The 18,047-nt window shown below is 66.5% G+C and carries 19 protein-coding genes; 10 read left to right on the top strand and 9 right to left on the bottom strand.

All coding sequences use genetic code 11. The features are described from left to right. Positions 1 to 63 precede the first annotated feature (63 nt). A complete protein-coding gene (gene pyrH / locus ACFTSF_RS08750; RefSeq protein ID WP_380153280.1) occupies positions 64 to 771 on the top strand; it encodes a UMP kinase in 708 nt (235 codons plus the stop codon). Here the strand turns inward: pyrH and ACFTSF_RS08745 are convergent. After that, a complete protein-coding gene (locus tag ACFTSF_RS08745) occupies positions 764 to 1,501 on the bottom strand; it encodes a phosphotransferase family protein (RefSeq protein WP_380153279.1) in 738 nt (245 codons plus the stop codon). The two genes, pyrH and ACFTSF_RS08745, sit on opposite strands and share 8 nt — an antisense overlap. 226 nt (positions 1,502 to 1,727) lie before the next feature. Between ACFTSF_RS08745 and ACFTSF_RS08740 the strand changes: the two genes are divergently transcribed. Then, the gene (locus ACFTSF_RS08740) at positions 1,728 to 3,764 is read left to right on the top strand and encodes a GTP-binding protein (RefSeq protein WP_380153278.1); all 2,037 of its coding nucleotides are present in this window, start codon (positions 1,728 to 1,730) and stop codon (positions 3,762 to 3,764) included. Positions 3,765 to 4,022: 258 nt separating this feature from the next. Here the strand turns inward: ACFTSF_RS08740 and ACFTSF_RS08735 are convergent, their stop codons facing one another. From ACFTSF_RS08735 to ACFTSF_RS08715, 5 genes are all read right to left on the bottom strand, one after another. Then, on the bottom strand, positions 4,023 to 5,198 hold the full coding sequence (locus ACFTSF_RS08735) for a macrolide family glycosyltransferase (protein WP_380153277.1): 1,176 nt from the start codon (positions 5,196 to 5,198) through the stop codon (positions 4,023 to 4,025). 61 nt (positions 5,199 to 5,259) lie between these two features. Continuing rightward, positions 5,260 to 5,823: an HAAS signaling domain-containing protein gene (locus ACFTSF_RS08730; RefSeq protein WP_380153276.1), complete on the bottom strand. Its 564-nt coding sequence runs from the start codon at positions 5,821 to 5,823 to the stop codon at positions 5,260 to 5,262. A gap of 91 nt (positions 5,824 to 5,914) precedes the next feature. Then, a complete protein-coding gene (locus ACFTSF_RS08725; RefSeq protein ID WP_380153275.1) occupies positions 5,915 to 6,706 on the bottom strand; it encodes a putative protein N(5)-glutamine methyltransferase in 792 nt (263 codons plus the stop codon). 19 nt (positions 6,707 to 6,725) lie between these two features. Further along, positions 6,726 to 7,676, bottom strand: a complete 951-nt coding sequence (locus ACFTSF_RS08720; protein WP_380153274.1) for an SDR family NAD(P)-dependent oxidoreductase — start codon at positions 7,674 to 7,676, stop codon at positions 6,726 to 6,728. Positions 7,677 to 7,692: 16 nt separating this feature from the next. Continuing rightward, positions 7,693 to 8,574 (bottom strand): LysR substrate-binding domain-containing protein, encoded by an 882-nt coding sequence (locus tag ACFTSF_RS08715; RefSeq protein WP_344147395.1) that lies wholly within the window; start codon positions 8,572 to 8,574, stop codon positions 7,693 to 7,695. 96 nt (positions 8,575 to 8,670) lie between these two features. Between ACFTSF_RS08715 and ACFTSF_RS08710 the strand changes: the two genes are divergently transcribed. Genes ACFTSF_RS08710 through ACFTSF_RS08675 form a run of 8 tightly spaced genes read left to right on the top strand, consistent with a single transcriptional unit; the run spans position 8,671 to position 15,612 of the window. Further along, on the top strand, positions 8,671 to 9,720 hold the full coding sequence (locus tag ACFTSF_RS08710) for a hydroxyacid dehydrogenase (RefSeq protein WP_380153273.1): 1,050 nt from the start codon (positions 8,671 to 8,673) through the stop codon (positions 9,718 to 9,720). An 18-nt stretch (positions 9,721 to 9,738) separates the two neighbouring features. Next, positions 9,739 to 10,881, top strand: a complete 1,143-nt coding sequence (locus ACFTSF_RS08705) for a mandelate racemase/muconate lactonizing enzyme family protein (RefSeq protein ID WP_380153272.1) — start codon at positions 9,739 to 9,741, stop codon at positions 10,879 to 10,881. A 21-nt stretch (positions 10,882 to 10,902) separates the two neighbouring features. Continuing rightward, positions 10,903 to 12,213 (top strand): ABC transporter substrate-binding protein, encoded by a 1,311-nt coding sequence (locus tag ACFTSF_RS08700; RefSeq protein WP_380153271.1) that lies wholly within the window; start codon positions 10,903 to 10,905, stop codon positions 12,211 to 12,213. Between the two features lie 3 nt (positions 12,214 to 12,216). After that, positions 12,217 to 13,164: a carbohydrate ABC transporter permease gene (locus ACFTSF_RS08695; RefSeq protein ID WP_380153270.1), complete on the top strand. Its 948-nt coding sequence runs from the start codon at positions 12,217 to 12,219 to the stop codon at positions 13,162 to 13,164. Continuing rightward, entirely contained in the window at positions 13,154 to 13,981 is an 828-nt protein-coding gene (locus ACFTSF_RS08690) for a carbohydrate ABC transporter permease (protein WP_380153269.1), read from the top strand. Before ACFTSF_RS08695 ends, ACFTSF_RS08690 begins: the two co-directional genes overlap by 11 nt. A 2-nt stretch (positions 13,982 to 13,983) precedes the next feature. Further along, positions 13,984 to 14,757 carry a sugar phosphate isomerase/epimerase family protein gene (locus ACFTSF_RS08685; RefSeq protein ID WP_380153268.1) on the top strand — a complete coding sequence of 258 codons (774 nt, stop codon included), beginning with the start codon at positions 13,984 to 13,986 and terminating at the stop codon, positions 14,755 to 14,757. Positions 14,758 to 14,788: 31 nt separating this feature from the next. Continuing rightward, complete coding sequence (locus ACFTSF_RS08680) at positions 14,789 to 15,244, top strand: carboxymuconolactone decarboxylase family protein (RefSeq protein ID WP_380153267.1); 456 nt, start codon at positions 14,789 to 14,791, stop codon at positions 15,242 to 15,244. A 17-nt stretch (positions 15,245 to 15,261) separates the two neighbouring features. Next, entirely contained in the window at positions 15,262 to 15,612 is a 351-nt protein-coding gene (locus ACFTSF_RS08675) for a YciI family protein (RefSeq protein ID WP_344147373.1), read from the top strand. A gap of 126 nt (positions 15,613 to 15,738) precedes the next feature. On the opposite strand, the gene ACFTSF_RS08670 is transcribed toward ACFTSF_RS08675, so the two are convergent. The 3 genes from ACFTSF_RS08670 to ACFTSF_RS08660 form a co-directional block, all read right to left on the bottom strand. Further along, on the bottom strand, positions 15,739 to 16,041 hold the full coding sequence (locus tag ACFTSF_RS08670; protein WP_344147370.1) for a hypothetical protein: 303 nt from the start codon (positions 16,039 to 16,041) through the stop codon (positions 15,739 to 15,741). Positions 16,042 to 16,284: 243 nt separating this feature from the next. After that, positions 16,285 to 17,166, bottom strand: coding sequence for a carbohydrate ABC transporter permease (locus tag ACFTSF_RS08665; protein ID WP_380153266.1), 882 nt, complete (start codon positions 17,164 to 17,166; stop codon positions 16,285 to 16,287). Beyond that, on the bottom strand, positions 17,163 to 18,038 hold the full coding sequence (locus tag ACFTSF_RS08660) for a sugar ABC transporter permease (protein WP_344147364.1): 876 nt from the start codon (positions 18,036 to 18,038) through the stop codon (positions 17,163 to 17,165). Before ACFTSF_RS08660 ends, ACFTSF_RS08665 begins: the two co-directional genes overlap by 4 nt. Positions 18,039 to 18,047 lie beyond the last annotated feature (9 nt).

Raw genomic sequence — 18,047 nt, 5'->3', positions numbered from 1 at the left:
ATCCGCCGACAATATCCGTCCTGGTGTGGTACATCTGCAGCACCGCCTTCTGAACGGAGCAGCATGTACCGACGGCTCGTGCTCAAATTGTCCGGCCAGGCGATCGCCGGAGGTGACGAGTTCGGGTTCGACAGTGACCGGCTCACCCATCTGGCGAACGAGGTGATCGCGCTGCGCGCCACCGGCGTACAGGTCGCGGTGATCGTCGGCGGCGGCAACGTGTTCCGCGGCAACCGGGCCGAGGACTGGGGTATCGATCGCGTCGAGGCCGACAACATCGGCATGCTCGGTACCGTCATCAACGCGGTCCTGCTCCGCGGCCGACTGTCCGCGCTCGGCACGCACGGCGTCCGGCTGATGACGGCGGTGCCGATCAACAACATCGCCGAACCGTACATCCGGATGCGTGCACTACGGCACCTGGAGAAAGGCTCGATCGTAGTCCTTGCCGGAGGCAACGGCCAGCCGTTCACCACGACCGACTACCCGGCCGTGCAACGCGCCGTCGAACTCGAGGCCGATGCCCTCCTGGTCGCCAAGAACGGCGCCGACGGCGTGTACGACGCCGACCCGAACACCAACGCCGACGCGACCCGCTTCGACCACCTCAGCTACGAAGAGGTCATCGAACGCGGTCTCGGCGTGATGGACCAGTCCGCGTTCATCCTGGCCCGCGACCACCGCCTGCCCCTCCACGTGTTCGACATCGACCGCCCCGCGGCCGCCGCATCCATCAGCAACGGCAAACACATCGGCACCCTGATCAACTGAGCTCCGCCGCGATCCGCCGTACATGCGGTTCAAACCAGTCCCCACCAGCAGCATGCTCCGCGTGCAGTGCAGCAAGCGACCACAAGACCCGGTAACAAGAGAGCGTTCTCTGCAGGTTCTCGTTCTGCATCCCACCGTAGGTCGCGACAACGGTTGCCGGGTTGGCTGTCATCGTGAGCCGGGCGAGATCGTAGAGCGGATCGCCGTAGCAGGCGTCTCCCCAATCGAGGATCGCGGTGAGCTTGCCATCGACGGCATACAGGTGCCGCGCATGCAGATCGCCATGCAACAGCGACGCCGGTACGGCGGCCACTTCGGCAATGAACTGTGGCATCGTCGCGCGGAGGCGGCCGGCGAGTTCGTCGGGGACGACGCCCTTCAGCTTGTCGAGGTCGTCGATCAGCAAGCTCAGCCGGCCGGCCCAGTCAGCACCGGCATCACCACCCGCGTCCGCCTCGGGGTAGTGGATTTCGTGCAGGGTGCGGAGTGCGTGGACGGCTTGGATCAGCACCTTCGGATCGTCGGACGGCTCGCCTGAGACCTCGGCCAGGATCAGGTACTGGGGTTGGCCGAGGCTGGTTGCGAGGATCTCGGGGACTGGTATGCCGACCGCCTCCGCCTGCTGGATGGCGTGTGCCTCGGCGGCGATCGCGGTACCGGTCTTCAGATAGGCGGTCGCACCGGACGTGGCGTGGATGCGGAAGGTCTGGTTGCCGACGAAACCCTGCACGGGGTTCGACGGACTCGATCGGTCCGAGGACGGCGGCGGCGTACGTGCCGGCTTCAGCTGTCTGCATAGGCGCTCCTTTAGCCGTGGGCTAAAACGTTTGGACGATCTTCGCTGTCGTTGGTGTACTCGGGAGGTTCGAGAACCCTAGTCAAGGAGTGCATTGTGCGAGCTCGCTTCATGTCTGTCGTGGAAGGAAAGGACATCCGCTCTGAGGACATGAGGTCGCGTGAAAGTACTGAATCTTGGCATCCTGGCGCACGTCGACGCCGGTAAGACCAGCCTGACCGAGCGGCTGCTGCACGCCGCCGGAGTCATCGACGAGGTCGGCAGCGTCGACGACGGCAGTACCCAGACCGACTCGCTCGCGCTGGAGCGTCAGCGTGGGATCACGATCAAGTCGGCGGTCGTGTCGTTCACGATCGGCGACGTCGATCCGGTGACGGTCAACCTGATCGACACCCCCGGTCACCCGGACTTCATCGCCGAGGTCGAGCGTGCGTTGAGTGTGCTCGACGGTGCGGTACTGGTGGTCTCCGCCGTCGAAGGCGTGCAGGCGCAAACACGTGTGCTGATGCGCACCCTGCAGCGACTCCGCATCCCCACCCTGATTTTCGTCAACAAGATCGACCGCTCTGGCGCCCAGTACGACGGCGTGCTGAAAGCGATCACCGACAAGCTGTCGCCGTCCGTCGTACCGATGGGATCGGTCACCGGCCTCGGTACCCGCACCGCGTCATTCACGGCCGCCGATCCGCAAGGTGCCCTGCTCGAGGTACTGACCGAGAACGACGACGCCCTCCTGAGAACATTCGTGGAGAACGAGAAAGCGCTCTCTCCGGACTCGCTCCGGCGCGCACTCATCCAGCAGACCGGACAAGCACTCGTGCATCCGGTGTTCTTCGGATCCGCGATCACCGGAACCGGCGCGGACGCACTCACCGACGGCATCCGCGAACTGTTGCCGACCGCAAGAACAGCCGGGAGAGCGCTCCACGGCAAGATCTTCAAGGTCGAGCGCGGTACCGCCGGCGAAAAGATCGCCTACGTCCGGATGTTCTCGGGCGTACTGCGAATCCGCGACCGCGTCCGGTATGGCACCAGCCAGGCGAAGGTCACCAGTTTGCGCGTCTTCGAAGAGGGCGAGGCAGTCATCGCCGGTGAGGTCGTGGCCGGTCAGATCGCCCGGGTCTGGGGACTGCCCGACGTACGGATCGGCGACCAGCTCTACACCGACGAGCCACCCGCCGACACCGACGCCGGTGGACCTCCTGCCCGCGCCCATACCGACGAGCCGTCTGCCCGCGCCGACGCCGGTGGATTCTTCGCACCGCCGACGCTGGAGACCGTGGTCTCGCCGAAGCGGCTCGGCGATCAGGGAAAGCTTCGGGAAGCGCTCTCTCAGCTCGCCGAGCAGGATCCGCTGATCAACGTGCGACAGGACGACCTGCGTCAGGAGACCTCGGTCTCGCTCTACGGCGAGGTCCAGAAGGAGGTCATCCAGACCACACTCGCAGCCGAGTTCGGCATCGAGGTCGGGTTCCACGAGACCACCACGATCTGCGTCGAGCGCGTCAGCGGTACCGGTTCGGCGTTCGAGATCAAGAAGAAGGACGACAACCCGTTCCTCGCGACGATCGGACTGCGGATCGAGCCCGCGCCGGTAGATGCCGGCGTGACCTTCGAACTGGAGGTCGAACTCGGGTCGATGCCGTACGCGTTCATGAAGGCCGTCGAGGAGACCGTGCGGGAAACGCTCTCTCAAGGTCTGCACGGCTGGCAAATCCCGGACGCGCGAGTGTTCCTGACGCACTCCGGATACTCGGCTCGGCAGAGTCACTCCCACGCCGTCTTCGACAAGAGCATGTCCAGCACAGCCGGGGACTTCCGCAATCTCACTCCCCTGGTCCTGATGACCGCACTACAACAAGCCGGCACGTCGGTCCACGAGCCGATGCACCGCTTCCAGTTGGAGGTCCCCACCGACTCCACGAGTGCAGTGCTGGCTACCCTCGCCCGTCTCCGAGCAATCCCCCAAGTACCGGCCCTCGCCGCCGGCACCTCAATCCTCGAAGGTGCGATCCCCGCAGCCGCCGTCTACCAACTCGAGCAGCAACTCCCCGGCCTCACCCGAGGCGAAGGCGTCCTCGAATCCACCTTCTCCCACTACCACCCCGTCGTCGGCACCCCACCCCACCGCGCCCGCACCGACCACAACCCCCTCAACCGCCGCGACTACCTCCTCCACACCCAACGCCGCATCTAGACCCGCAACTCGCCCGCCTGACACCCGCCGCACACGGTGGCTTCAGTCGCCGGTCTCCGCCCCACCGGAGGTGACCAGGCGGAGGAGTGGTGGGCGGCCGCCCATCGCCGACTGTGCGGACCGTGTCGCCGGCAACCGATTGCCAGCGGCCCGGAGGTCACAGTCGGCAGCACACTTGTCGCACTCACCACGGTGGCTTCGGTCGCGCGCAGCGGACCTGCGCCGGGGTGATGGTGCGGATGTCGGTGGGGTGCCAGATCAGAGGGCTAGCTGTGCCTCGATGGCATTGGCGGCTTGGACCGGGCCGCCGGCTGTCTTGAGGTGGGCGTGCATGTCGGACAGGGACTTGCGGATGGCTGGGGCGGCGGCGATGGCGTCGACTGTGGAGCGGAGTGAAGTGGGGGTGAGGTCGGGGAGTTGCTGGCCTAGGTCTAGTTCGGTTACCCGGCGCGCATTCGCTTGCTGCTCTGGGGTTTGGGGGTAGGTGGCCATTGGCACCTGGTTGAGCAGGGACTCCATGACCGAGTTCATCCCGGCGTGGGTGAGGAAGACGTCGGCGTGGGCGAGAACCTCGGGTTGCGGGAAGTATGGGCGGACGTCGAAGCTCGGTGGGAGCTGACCGAGTGAGGCGAGGTCGACCTGGTCGCCGATGGCCATTGCGACGTGCCAGTCGGTTCCGGCGAAGGCTTCGGTGCAGGCTGCGAAGAAGTCGGGGCGGTCGTTGACCGCCGTACCGAGGGAGATGAAGAGCAGCGGCGAGCCCGGCGGTTCCCAGTCCGCCGTCGGCACCCTCGCACCGATAGCAGGCCCGACGAAATGGAACCGCTCGTCGAACGTCTCCCCCGCGATCTGGAACTCGCGCGGAATGAACACCAGATTGAGCGGAGCAACCGCTCCCGCCGCCGCCACCTTCTCCACCGGTACGCCGAACTCCCGAGCGAACGCCGCGCGCTCGGCCAGGAACTCCTGGAATGCCGGATGCCCTGGATCGAAGTCCGCGGGGATCAGTGACGGAGTCAGATCGAAGTGCTCGTTGGTGGCGAAGTTCGCGACCGTCGTTGCCTCCGGCAACCCAAGTTTGTCGGCCAGCATCGAGCCGATGAACGTCATCATGTCGTAGCAGAACAGGTCCGGCCGATCGTCGCGCAGCCATTGTTCGAGCACCGGCATCAACGGACGTGCGGCGCGGACGTACCCGGTCAGCATCGCGCCGAGGTCAGCCGTCGACTGCCCGCCCGGCGACAGCTTCACCGGCCGCGGCACCCAATCGAGCTCCACCATCGTCGCGCCGGCAGCCTCGACCGCACTCCGGTACGTCGGCCCGGTCGCATAGCTGACGCGGTGGCCTCGCCGGACCAGCTCGGCGACCAGCGGCAGGGTCGGATTGAGGTGCCCGGCAGCCGGGATGGTCAGGAACGCGATGTGTTTACCCATAGCGCACCCATCATTCCGGCTCACCTCAGAACCCAGGAACAGGTTTTGCCCCTCTGGGCAACTAGGAGGTTGCTGGTGTGGCACCGGCGAGCGGGGTCCGGGTGGCGGAGCGCCCGGCGCGGCCGTTCTTGAGCAGCAGGACGACAGGCGCGATGGTGATCACGGTCGCGATCGCGAGCGTCAGCATGAGCGGGAAGGCCACGGTCATCTCGATGCCAATCGCGGCGCCGTACCCGAGCGGCCAGCCCAGGGTGGCGATCACCTTCTCGCCGCGGGTCCAGCGGTCGGAGGTCCACAGCAGCCAGACGCCGGCCAGCCAGCCGATCACCAGGACGAACGGCCCGATGAGCAGCAGCGCCACCGCGCCGAAGTCCCGGGGACGAAGGCGCGGCGGCACCTCGACCTGGACCAAGCCGTCGGTCGACGCGGCGACGATTTCGGAGGGTTCACCGAGTCGTTCCAACACAGCGCGCACCTCGTCGTCCGAGGTCGCCCCCTCGGCGCGCGCCTCCGCGATATGCGTCGTCATGTCGGCGATGAGCTCGGTACGGCGCTCCGCCGGCAACGCCTCGGCGGCCGTGGCCAGCTCCTTCAGGTACGCCTCGACCAGCCGGTCAGCGCTCATTTCTCGTCTCCCTCGTCAACTACCTTGCGATACAAGGTATCTGTCAACGCATGAGAGTGCAACCACGCTCACAAGGTGCTCGACGCGTGCCCTAGCCGAGATAGGTGCCGTGGACAACGTTCGCGCCGAGCTCCTCGTCGACCGTGACCTCGGCGGCCAGACCGTGCTCGACGAACACGCCACAAGCCAACGGCGCTTGGCGCTCACTCACCTCGACGAAGACATGCCCGCGGGGTGACAGCCACTCATGCGCATGTGCGACCACCCGCCGCAGCAGACTGAGCCCGTCCGGGCCGCCGTCGAGCGTGACGTGCGGTTCGTACAGCCGCGCTTCCGCCGGCAACAGCCGGATCTCCTCGGTCGGTACGTACGGCACGTTCGCGAGCAGTACGTCGATTTGCCCGCGGAGCTCGGCGGGCAGCGCGTCGTACAGGTCGCCTTGGTAGACGGCTCCCCCAGCTGGCGTGAGGTTGCGGGCCGCGCAGCGCACTGAGGCCGGCTCGATATCGGCGGCGTGGAGTGAGACCTGCTGCTCAGCGGCGACGGCCGCGCCCAGCGCGCCCGAGCCGCAGCAGAGGTCGACGACGACTGCGCCGGGCGCGGTCACTCGCAGGGCCTCCGCGACCAGGAACTCGGTACGGCGGCGTGGGATGAACACGCCGGGGTCGACAGCGATCCGCAGCCCGCGGAACGACGCCCAGCCGAGAACGTATTCCAGCGGCTCCCCGCCGACCCGGCGCTCAGTCAGCACCTCGAGCTCGGCCGCGTCGCGCGCGGTCTCGGCGATGAGCGCGGCCTCGTCCTCGGCGAAGACGCAGCCGGCCGCGCGCAGCCTGCTGATGATCGCGCCGAGGTTGGCGGACGGAACAGAAGCGACAGTCACAGCACCCCTTCAACCGACCCTACCGGAACGCGTTCTCTCCGGTCAGCTCCGCCGAGAGCGTCCACAACCGCGCGGCCGACGCCGGGTCGACGGCGTACGGACGGACCCCCGGGGTGTCGTCGGTGGAGACCTCGGCGATCTCGCAGTCCTCGCAGAACAACCCGCCCAGACCCTCGAGCTTCGGCGAGGTCGCCGCCCAGACCGTGGTCGCGGCGCCCTGCTCGGGGGACTTGAATGCCGGATGCGCTGGGTTGCCGTCGGCATCGATCCAGCCGTAGCCAACCATCTCCTCGTGCTGCAGATGCCGCTGCAGCGGGGTCAGGATGCCGCCCGGGTGCAGTGCGAACGCGCGCACCCCGGAATCCTTGCCCAGGGCATCCAGCTGTACGGCGAACAGGACGTTGGCGGTCTTGGCCTGGCCGTACGCCTCCCACTTGTCGTAGCCCTGGTCGAAGTTCAGGTCGTCCCACCGGATGTCCGAACGCCGGTGACCGGTCGACGACACCGAGACCACCCGCGCACCGCCGTCGGCGGCAATCGCCGGCCAGAGGCGGTTCACCAGCGCGAAGTGCCCGAGGTGGTTGGTCGCGAACTGGGCTTCCCAGCCGGGACCGATCCGGGTCTCCGGCGAGGCCATGATCGCGGCGTTGTCGATCATCAGGTCGATGCTGCGACCCGAGGCGAGGAACCGGTCGGCGAAGGCACGGACGCTGTCGAGGTCACCGAGATCCAGCTCGTCGATCTCGACTCCAGAGATCTCAGAGAGCGCTTCCTTGGCTGCGTCTGGGCGGCGGGCCGGGACGACCACGTGCGCGCCGGCCTTTGCCAGGGCGCGGGTCGTCTCCAGGCCGAGGCCGGAGTATCCACCGGTGACGACCGCCAGCTTGCCGGTCAGGTCGATGCCGGCGAGTACGTCGTCCGCGGTGCTGTCGTGCCCGAATCCCGAGCCGATCGCGTGCTGTCCAGTCATGGCTCGAGCCTACGAGCTAGAGCGCACTCGAAGTCAAGCTTGCCGTCAGCCGTTGCAGAGCTGGGTTCGGATTGTCGGGACTCCAGCAAGCGTGCAACGTCACCGAATGCGCATCCGACGCGTCCAGCTCACGGTAGCTGACACCCTCGACCCGCATCGCCATGATCGACCGCGGGATCAGCGCACACCCCAAACCGGCCCGCACCAGCGCGAGCATCGTCGGAACCTGCGAGGCCAACTGACTCACGGCGTACCGATCCATGCCGATCATCGCCGCGCAGATGTCATGCAGGTACTGCGATCCCTCGGGGCTGTACCCGATGTATTCCTCGGTGACATCGGCCAGCGTCACCGCCGAGTCCCCGACCGCCAGCGGATGATCAGCCGGTACGGCGAGCACCAGGTCTTCGGAGTGCACGAGCACCGACGCGAACTGATCCGGGATCGGCGGACGCACCAGCCCGATGTCGATCTCCAACTTCGCCAGCGCCTCGAACTGATCCGGACTAACCAGCTCGGTGAGTTCCGCGGTCACGGCCGGCGCGTGCTTGCCGACGGTGGTCAGGAAGTCCGCCAGTACGGCGTACGCGCCGATCGCGGTGAACGCGATTCGCAGCGTTCCGGTGTGACCGTCCGCCGCTCGACGGGCAGCCTCCGGAGCGACCTCGAGCAACGCGAGAACACGCCGGGCGTGGTCGAGAAACGCGTCGCCGGCGGCGGTCAGCCGCACTCCCCTGCCGGTCCGATCGAAGAGCCGGACCCCGAGAGAGCGCTCTAATCCCTGGATCTGCCGGGTCAGCGGCGGCTGGGTCAGGTTGAGGCGCTGGGCGGCGCGGCCGTAGTGGAGTTCCTCCGCGACGGCGACGAAGCCACGCAACTGCTGGAGCGAGAGATCCATACCGGCACGGTATCGGTTCATGCGAAATCGGGCTTGGACCTGCATAACGGAAAGCGCCTACCGTCGAGCTACCGACCAAGCTGAGGAGCTGACCCTGTGCCTGAATCTGTGCCGGACTCTGGCCTGAGACTCGCCGCGCTGATGTCACCGGCGCGAGCCGGCGATGTGGTGGACGCCGCGACCCGGCGCCTGCTCGACGAGCGGTTCGAGGTGGTCTGGGCCACCGAGCAGCACCTGGCCGGCCCGGATGACCCGGCCAAGCCGGCCGCCCTCGATCCGGCCGCGGTTCCCGAACTGGCCGCGGGTGCCGACGTACTCCTGACAAGCTGGGGTACGCCGACACTCAGCAAGGAACTGTGGTCCGGCGGAACCGGACCGAAGGCGGTCGCGCACGCAGCCGGCACGGTCAAGAACCTGATCGACCCCGCGATCCTCGACCAAGGGGTCGCCGTGTTCTCGGCGGGACCGCGGATCGCGTGGTCGGTCGGCGAGTACTGCCTCGCCGCGATGCTCACCCAGGCGCGCAGGCTCCCCCGGTTCGACGGCGCGATCCGGGCCGGCGGCTGGAAGCAGACCGGGTTCCGCGGTCATGAGCTGGCCGGGGCGAAGGTCGGGATCATCGGTGCGAGCAGTACCGCGCGAGCACTCATCACGTTGCTCAAGCCGTTCGGCTGCGACGTTGTCGTCTACGACCCTTACCTGAAAGCCGAGCGTGCGACCGAGCTCGGCGTGCGAACGGCCGATCTCGGAGAAACGGTAGAGAGCGCTTTCTTGAGCGTTCACGTCCCGAACGTTCCGGAGACCAAGGGCATGATCACCCGCGAGCTGATCGGCCGGATCCCCGACGGCGCGGTCGTGGTCAACTCCTCGCGCGGACCCGCGATCGACCAGCAGGCTCTGCTGGACCACGTTCTGGACGGCCGCCTGTACGCCGCTCTGGACGTCTACGACCCCGAGCCGCCGAGCTTCGGAGAGAGCGTTCTCCAGAACGCGAACCTCCTGCTCACCCCACACATCGCAGGCGACACCGCCGAGGGGCACCTCGCTCTCGCCGGCTACGTGCTCGGCGACGCCGTTCAGTGGCTCGACCACGGCACGCGCGGACCGAGCTTCGTCGACCCGGCCGTCTGGTCGATCGCGGCCTGAGGGCCTGAGAGGACTGTCATGTCGAAGATCAGACAGGTCGAGGTCTTTGCGGTCGCCGTGCCGTTCGCGCGGAAGTTCGTCCTCGGGAGCGGCGCTGTCGGCGCACCGGACACCCGGCCGGATCAAGCCGCCGCGGTCGTCTTCGTCAAGCTGACGACCGAGGACGGCGTGGTCGGCTGGGGAGAGCAGAGAGCGCTCCCCAGCTGGAGCTACGAGACCGCCGAGACGATGGCCGTCATCATCCGCAGGCATCTGACGCCGATCCTGCTCGACCTCACGCCGTTCGACGTCGAGCTCTTCCACCAGCGCGCCGCCAAGCGACTGAGCCCAGCGGTCTCGAACGGCTTCCCGTTCGCCCGCGCCGCCGTCGATGTCGCGATGCACGACGCAGCCGGCAAGCTCGCCGGGATCCCGGTGCACGCGCTCCTCGGCGGCAAGGTGCACGACGAGATCCCCCTGTGTTCCGCGATCGGGGTCGGCGACCAGGACACGGTTCGCGATCATGCGATCCAGTCATCGGACTACGCGGCGTACAAGGTGAAGATCGGTGGCGATCTGGACGCTGATGCCGCAGCGATTCGGACGGTCGCCGAGGTCGCCGGCGGCAAACCACTGTGGCTCGACGCGAACCAGTCCTACCGGCCGAGCGCGCTCAAGCAGCTGCTCGACCGCACCCGCGACGTACACACAATCCATTGCGTCGAGCAACCAGTTCCGAGCACGGACACGCTCGCGATGGCCCGGCTGCGCAGTCTCATCGATCTCCCGGTCGCGATCGACGAGGGCAGCTTCTCCGCGCAGGACCTCGCCCGGGCGATCCGCCTGGAGGCGGCCGACCTGGTCGTGGTCAAGGTCTGCAAGGCAGGCGGCCTGCGGAACGCGCTCAAGACCGCCCAGACAGCGCTCTCCGGCGGTCTCGAGGTTCTCGCGAGCGGGCTCACTGACTGCGGGATCGCGTTCTCCGCAGCGCTCCACGTGTTCAGCCAGCTCGAGCTCGCCTTGCCCGCCGAGCTCAACGGGCCGGAGCTCCTCTCCGACCTCTATGTCGAGGGACTCACCATCACCAAGGCCGTCGCAACGGTCCCCACCGCCCCAGGCCTGGGCGTTCAGGTCGACGAGGAGCGCATCCGCGCCGAGTCGATCGACCTCGCCTTCCACTAGTCAGAAGCATCGAGGAGAGCCATGCCAGCCAAGCTGTCCCGCCGCAGCTTTCTCGAACTCACCGGACTGGCCGGCCTGGGGGCGGCCGTCACCGGTTGCTCCACCGGTCCACCGGCCGGCACTGCGACCTGGGCGATGTGGTCGAGCAGCGCCGCGGAGAAGAAGGTCTGGGAGGACTTCAGCCAGTACGTCGAGCAACAGCTCGGCGTGAAGTCGGTCCCGACCCTCACCCCGTCCAGCGGCTACCCGACCAAGCTCGACCTGCAACTCGTCAGCGGGACCGCGAGTCTCGTCACCGCGATCAACGGCACCCTGATCCCGACGTACGCGGCCCGTGGTGCGCACCGGCCACTCGACGACCTGATCGCGGCCGACCCGGACTTCGATCTCGACGACTTCTACCCGACCAGCCGCCGGATCTCGACGTTCAACGGGAAGACGTACGGGATCGGTTTCGACGTCGCCCCGACCGTCATGTACTACAACAAGACGCTGCTGCAGAAGCAAGGCATCCCGCTGCCGTCCCGCACCGAGCCGATGCCGTGGGCAACGTTCAGGGAACTGGCCAGGGAGCTCACGAAGCCGGGCGAGCAGTACGGCTTCACCTGCGCCCCGGCGATCGACGACCTCGTGTCCTGGATCTACTGCGCCGGCGGCAACGTGATGAACGACGCGGCCGACCGCAGCATCCTCGACGAGCCGGAGGCGATGGAGGCGATCCAGTTCGTCATCGACCTGTTCGTGAAGGACAAGGTCACGCCGCCGATCAAGAACCTGGTCACCGAGAGTTCGCTGTCCAACTTCATCCAGGGCAACGTCGCCTTCATGCAGAACGGCCCGTGGCAGGTCGTCAACGTCCGGAAGGCGAAGTTCGACTGGGACGTGATCCCGTTCCCGGCCGGAGCCGCCGGCAGTACGCCGCGGGTGTCAGGATCCAGCTTCGCGATTCCATCGGGGGTGCGCGAGGGAGCCGAACTCGACCTCGCGTGGAAGCTGCTCAAGACCCTCACCAGCACCGGCGCCCTCGACATCTACGCGAAGGCCGGGCGCAACAATCCGGCCCGGCGCAGCGCCGGCAGTGCGTTCCAGGCGCCACCGGACAACCTCGGCATCGTCCAGGAGATCCTGGCCGGCAAGCTCGCCGGCGGGCACGCGTTCGACGTCACCACCAACTGGAACCAGGTCAAGCAGTTGCTCGGCCAGGACCTGCCGCGGACCTTCCTCGGTCAAGTCCCGGTCAGCGACGCGATCGCCGGCCTCACTCCTCGCCTGGACATTCTGATGCGTCAGCACCAGGACACCATCCGCCAAGCCACCGCCAGGAAGGGGTGAACCATGGCCGTCGACACCGCACCATCCACGGCCGCACCGCCCACGACGAGCACCACCGGTTCGAAGCCGACCCCGCGCTGGCGCAACCGTGAGTCGCTCACTGCCTGGCTGTTCATCCTGCCCAGTCTGATCGGCTTCCTGATCTTCACCGCCGGACCCGTGGTCGCGGCCGGCGTCATCTCGCTGCTCGACTGGAACCTGTTCAGCGCACCGACCTGGGCCGGCCTGCGCAACTTCGCCCGGCTCGGTCCCGATCCGACATTCTGGTCCGCGCTCGGCAATACGGCGTACTTCACACTGCTCAGTGTCCCCCTGACCATCCTGGTCAGTCTGGCCCTCGCGCTGCTGCTCCATCAGGGTCTGAAGCGGGTCGCGGTCTTCCGCTCGCTGCTGCTGTTGCCGTACGCAACGATCACGGTGGCGGTCGCGTTCGTCTGGATCTGGCTCTACATCCCGCACGACGGCCTGGTGAACGCCGTGCTCGGATGGTTCGGTATCAACGGACCGCAATGGCTGATCTCGGACACGTGGGCGATGCCGGCGCTGATCGTGATGAGCGTGTGGAAGAGCTTCGGCTTCGGCATGGTCGTCTTCCTCGCCGGGTTGCAAGCGATCCCGCAACAGCTCTACGAGGCCGCCCGGGTGGACGGGACGTCGGCCTGGCAAAGCTTCCGCAACATCACGCTGCCGATGCTGTCACCGGCGCTGTTCTTCGTGATCGTGACGTCGATCATCGGTTCGTTCCAGGTGTTCGACCAGGCGCTCATCATGACGAACGGCGGTCCCGGCACCCGCACCACCACGCTGGTCATGTACATCTACCGCACCGGCTTCGAGAACTACGACCAGGGGTACGCCGCCGCGCAGTCGCTGGTGTTGTTCGCGTTCATCGTGCTGATCACCGCGGCCCAGTTCACCATGCAGCGAAAGCTGGTGCACTATGACAACTAGTCAGATCCAGAAGAAGCTGATCATCTTCACCTGCTTCATCGTCACCGCGATCACACTGGTTCCAGTCGTGATGATGGGCCTCGTGGCCTTCCAGTCCGACGCCGAGTCGATGGCGGCGAAACCGTCGTTCTGGCCGAGCACCTGGCACCCCGAGAATCTGACCCGCGCGTTCGATCTCGTCCCGCTCGGCAAGTACCTGCTCAACACCATCTACTTCGCCGCCGGCACCACCTTGCTGGAGACCCTGACGGCCGCGCTGGCGGCGTACGCGTTCGCCCGGCTCAACTTCCCCGGCCGCAGCTGGTTGTTCGGGATCTACCTTGCCACGCTGATGATTCCGTCCCAGGTGACACTGATCCCGCAGTTCGTGCTTGTCGCGAAGTTGCACGGGATCGACACCTGGCCGGGGATGATCCTGCCGCACGCGTTCACCGCGATCGGCGTGTTCCTGCTGCGTCAGTTCTTCCTCGGCATCCCCCGCGACCACGAGGAGGCCGCCCGGCTGGACGGTGCGAACCGCTGGCAGGCGTTCGTCCGCGTGATCGTGCCACTCGCGGTCCCGGCGATAGCGACGCTGGCCGTCTTCAAGTTCATCGGTCAGTGGAACAACCTGCTCTGGCCGCTGGTGATCTCCAACAGCGACGCGACCCGTACGGCGTCGGTCGGGCTGCAGGTGTTCCAGGACACCAACGGCACGCAGTGGAACCTGCTGCTGATGGCCGCCACCGTCACCACCGTGCCGCTGATCGTGCTGTTCTTCCTGACACAGCGATGGTTCGTCCGAGGTATCACCATGAGTGGGCTGGGAGGCCGCTGAGTATGACGTATCTCTGGTCCGTCTTCACCAAGCCCTGGGCCGGGCTGCCCGGCGACGAACTCGGCCGACTGATCGCCGGTCTCGGGTTCGCCGGCGCGGAGGTCCCGGTCCGGGACACGGCGTACGTGACGACGGCGACCGCGGAGGCCGAGCTGCCGACGTTCACCAAGCAACTGCGCGACGAGGGCATCGACCCGATCAGCGTGGCCTCGGATCTCACCGAGCCGGTCTTCGCCGCCTGCGCGGCGGCCGGGGTCCCGATGATCCGGATCATGGCGCCGCTCGGCGACGACGGTTACGCGGCCTCGGTACGGCGGAATCGCGCGCAGCTCGAAACTTCCGTCGTACTGGCTGAGCGGTATGACGTCCAGGTCGGCGTCCAGCCGCATCACGGGAGGTTCGTGTCATCGACCCTTGGTGTCATGCAGTTGCTGGACGGGCTTCCGGAGCGATTCCGGCTGGTCTGGGACGCAGCGCATGATGCGCTCGCCGGTGACGATCCGGCGATCACGATCGAGCTCGGGGTTGACCGGCTCGGGATCGTGAATCTCAAGAACGCGAAATATCTCGACAACGGGAAGACGCAGTTCGGGCAGGCCGACGAAGGACTGTCCGACTGGTCGGCCGTCCACGCGGCGCTGGTGCGGGCGGAATATTCCGGACCGGTCTGCCTGACGGCTCAGTATTCGGACGTGACCGTATCGGTCGAGGATCGCGTCCGAAAAGATCTGCAGACCGCTGTCACATCCTGGCGCCGGGATCCGTCGAGGGAGTGAAGACACCCCAACGGAACCAGGAGTTACCACCATGACTGCTCGTCTGACCAACCCGACCGCTCTGCTGCCGGACGCCATGAAGGGCATCCAGAACATCTTCAAGGCCGTCCACCAAGGCGGGGCGCCGGGTCCGGTCCTGGAGCTCGTCCACCTGCGGGCGAGCCAGATCAACGGCTGCTCCGCCTGCGTGTACGGCGGTATCAAGTCGGCGCTGAAGAACGGTGAAACCGATGAGCGCCTGCACCAGGTCGTCGCGTGGCGCGAGTCCGACCTGTTCACCGATGCCGAGCGCGCCGCACTCGCACTCGCCGAGGAAGCGACCCGGATCGCGGACCGGCCCGACCCGGTGTCCGACGCGACGTGGGCAGCTGTCTCCGAGCACTACGACGAGACGCAGCTGGCCGCGATCCTGTTGATGATCAGCCTCACCAACCTGTTCAATCGCCTGAACGCCGTCACCCGGGCCCCGGCCGGCGCGACCTGGTGACTCAGTAGCTTGGTGGCATGAAGTACATGCTGCTGATCTACGGGAACACCGAAACCTGGGAAGCGATGCGCGCCGAGGGAATGGATGCGGTGTACGGCGCTCATCGCGCTCTCCTGGCCGAGATGCGGGCGGCCGGGGAGTTCGTCGCCTCGGACGGACTGACGACCGCCGGCGCACGGGTCGTGCAGCTGCAGGACGGCGTACCGGCGGTGACGGACGGGCCGTTCACCGAGGCCAAGGAAGTGCTGGCCGGCTACTACCTCGTCGAGTGCTCGCTGGAGCGCGCGACCGAACTGGCGGCGAAACTTCCGGAGGCGCGCTTCTCCCCCATCGAGATCCGTGCGCTGACCGCTCCGATCCCCGAGTGAGCGGTCAGAAACCCTTACAGGCCAGGCCTCTGGGCCTCGGCAGGGACTTGCCGGCCTCAGCTCGGCGTTGGGACCTGAGACCGGCGAGTCACTGATTCAGCCCAGTGATCTGGACCTTGTGTGTGTTCAGTGCGGTGCGGCCGACGCGAGGATGACCCCACCTGAGGCAGGCGAATCGCCCATCCCCCGGCCTCCCCGGACGAACACAGTGGCGCCTCGCTCCGGCGCCGTGGCGCCTTCGCCGAGCCGCAGCGTGGTGGTCATACCGTTGCTCAGTCTGAGCACCGCCACGCGTCGCGGCCGGACCGACGGGATCGACGAGTTCACCTCGTGGATGCCGGTGCAGACCGCTGGTTGGATCGAAGCCCGTCCGAGTCCTCCGTTGCCGTGACTCCTCACATCACGGCACTGCTCGGCGAGCCTTGTCATCGCTGACACGCTTCCCCCTTCTTGTCGTTACAACCCCCGAGTGACAGTTGGCGCGGCCCGTGTTTCCATGCAGCCGCACACTCCCCCGTCCTGTCCGCACCCGGAAACGACGCGGAAGTGATCCGTGAAGCCTTGCTGAGAGTGACGAGGTTTTCAAGGGATGAGTTCAGGAATCCCGGGTTCCGGAACTGTTGTCCAGTTTCCGTACGGACGTTGTTCTGTCATGCAAACCTTCGCAACCCTTTACTGGCCGCCGAATCCGGTGGTCGCGATGCCCTTGATGATCTGGCGCTGGAAGAACAGGAACACCACTACCAGCGGTAGCGCGGCGAGAATTGCCGAGGCCATGTTCTGTGCATACTGCAGGCCGTACGCACTTTTCACCGTCTGCAACCCGACCGGCAACGTCATCAGGTCCGCGTCGGTGGTCACGATGAACGGCCAGAGGAAGTTGTTCCAAGCACCGATGAACACGAAGATCGCGACCGCGGCCAGGATCGGCCGGGACAACGGCAGCACGATCGACCAGAACACCCGCAACCGGTTCGCGCCGTCCACCCGAGCCGCGTCCTCCAGCTCGATCGGGATCTGGTCGAAGAAGCGCTTGAGGATCAGCACCATCGCCGGCGCGAACGCCTGCGGCAGGATGATGCCCCAGTAGGTGTCGACGAGATTGAACGTGAGCATCTGGCGGAACAACGGGATGATCAGCAACTGCGGCGGAATGATGATCGCCGCAATGATCGCGGCGTACAGCCAGCGCCTGCCGCGGAACGAGATCCGCGAGAACGCATAGCCGGCCAGCGCTGAGGTCGCGACCGTGATCAGCGTGATCGCGACCGAGGTCAGCAGACTGTTCCACGCCCAGGCCGGGATGTTGCCGGCCTCCAGCACCTTGCGGTAGGCATCGAAACCCAACCCGTCCGGCGGACTCAGGCTGATCGACGAGGCGCCGGCGTCCGCCTCACTCTTCAGCGACGTCAGGACCGCCCAGGCGAACGGCACCAGCCAGGTCGCGGCCAGGAACGCCAGCACCAGCAGGGCAACCATCCGCGAGATGCTCCACGGATTCTCCCCCGGGCGGTAGCCCTGCTTGATTCCGCGGGACAAGGTATACGTGCTCATACGGCGCTCCTGCGGTTGATCAGTTTGTACTGCGCCAGCGACACCAGCACGATGATGGCGAAGAACAGGTACGAGATGGCCGACGAGTAGCCGAAGCGGTAGCCGGTGAAGCCGGACTCGTAGATGTACTGCACGACCGAACGGGTCGATCCGGCCGGACCGCCGTTGGTCAGCATGTAGATCTGGTCGAAGACCTTCAGCGACGCGAGAATCTGCAATGTCAGGATCAGGCCCGTCGTCGGTGCGAGCTGCGGGATCACGATCGAGAACAGCTGCCGCCATTTGCCGGCGCCGTCGATCGCGGCCGCCTCGAACTGCTGCTCCGGAATGTTCTGCAATGCCGCCAGGTACAGCAGGAAGTTGAAGCCGATCGTCCACCACAACGTGGTGACCACGACCGAGATCATCGCAACTTTCGGATCCTGCAACCAGGCCACCGGCGCAATCCCGAATTCCGCCAGCACGCCGTTGATCAGGCCCAGCTTCGGGTTGTACATCCAGGACCAGAACATCACCACGACTGTCGAGGCGAGCAGGTACGGCAGGAAGAACGACAACCGCCAGAGCCAGCGCCCCGGCAGCCCGAGGTTCACCAGCAACGCGAACGCCAGCGACAACACGACCAGCGGAACCGTGCTCAAGACCGTGAACCACAAGGTGTTGCCGAGCGACCGCCACATGTCGGGATCGGTCAGCGCTTCGGCGTAGTTCGCGAACCCGAGCAGGTCGCCACCCGATCCGGTCAGCGTCTCGCCGGTGAAGCTGAGGTAGAGCCCGTAGATCGCGGGCACCACGAGGAACAGCGCGAACAGTACGGCGAACGGTGCCGCGAACGCCCATCCGGTGAGGCTCTCGCCACGTCGGTTCGACACAGTCAGATC

Origin of the sequence: Kribbella sp. NPDC056951 (assembly GCF_042674205.1) — a bacterium.
In the GTDB taxonomy this organism is placed as follows: domain Bacteria; phylum Actinomycetota; class Actinomycetes; order Propionibacteriales; family Kribbellaceae; genus Kribbella; species Kribbella yunnanensis.
The sequence above is the reverse complement of the archived record's forward strand: the minus strand, read 5'-3'. Positions and strand labels throughout refer to the sequence as shown.

Bases quoted from the DNA above. Each gene is read 5' to 3' on its own strand.
- ACFTSF_RS08705 (WP_380153272.1), top strand. From the start codon at position 9,739: ATGTCGAAGATCAGACAGGTCGAGGTCTTTGCGGTCGCCGTGCCGTTC.
- ACFTSF_RS08695 (WP_380153270.1), top strand. From the start codon at position 12,217: ATGGCCGTCGACACCGCACCATCCACGGCCGCACCGCCCACGACGAGC.
- ACFTSF_RS08685 (WP_380153268.1), top strand. From the start codon at position 13,984: ATGACGTATCTCTGGTCCGTCTTCACCAAGCCCTGGGCCGGGCTGCCC.
- ACFTSF_RS08680 (WP_380153267.1), top strand. From the start codon at position 14,789: ATGACTGCTCGTCTGACCAACCCGACCGCTCTGCTGCCGGACGCCATG.
- pyrH (WP_380153280.1), top strand. From the start codon at position 64: ATGTACCGACGGCTCGTGCTCAAATTGTCCGGCCAGGCGATCGCCGGA.
- ACFTSF_RS08730 (WP_380153276.1), bottom strand. From the start codon at position 5,823: ATGAGCGCTGACCGGCTGGTCGAGGCGTACCTGAAGGAGCTGGCCACG.
- ACFTSF_RS08715 (WP_344147395.1), bottom strand. From the start codon at position 8,574: ATGGATCTCTCGCTCCAGCAGTTGCGTGGCTTCGTCGCCGTCGCGGAG.
- ACFTSF_RS08690 (WP_380153269.1), top strand. From the start codon at position 13,154: ATGACAACTAGTCAGATCCAGAAGAAGCTGATCATCTTCACCTGCTTC.
- ACFTSF_RS08675 (WP_344147373.1), top strand. From the start codon at position 15,262: ATGAAGTACATGCTGCTGATCTACGGGAACACCGAAACCTGGGAAGCG.
- ACFTSF_RS08670 (WP_344147370.1), bottom strand. From the start codon at position 16,041: ATGACAAGGCTCGCCGAGCAGTGCCGTGATGTGAGGAGTCACGGCAAC.
- ACFTSF_RS08700 (WP_380153271.1), top strand. From the start codon at position 10,903: ATGCCAGCCAAGCTGTCCCGCCGCAGCTTTCTCGAACTCACCGGACTG.
- ACFTSF_RS08720 (WP_380153274.1), bottom strand. From the start codon at position 7,676: ATGACTGGACAGCACGCGATCGGCTCGGGATTCGGGCACGACAGCACC.
- ACFTSF_RS08665 (WP_380153266.1), bottom strand. From the start codon at position 17,166: ATGAGCACGTATACCTTGTCCCGCGGAATCAAGCAGGGCTACCGCCCG.
- ACFTSF_RS08735 (WP_380153277.1), bottom strand. From the start codon at position 5,198: ATGGGTAAACACATCGCGTTCCTGACCATCCCGGCTGCCGGGCACCTC.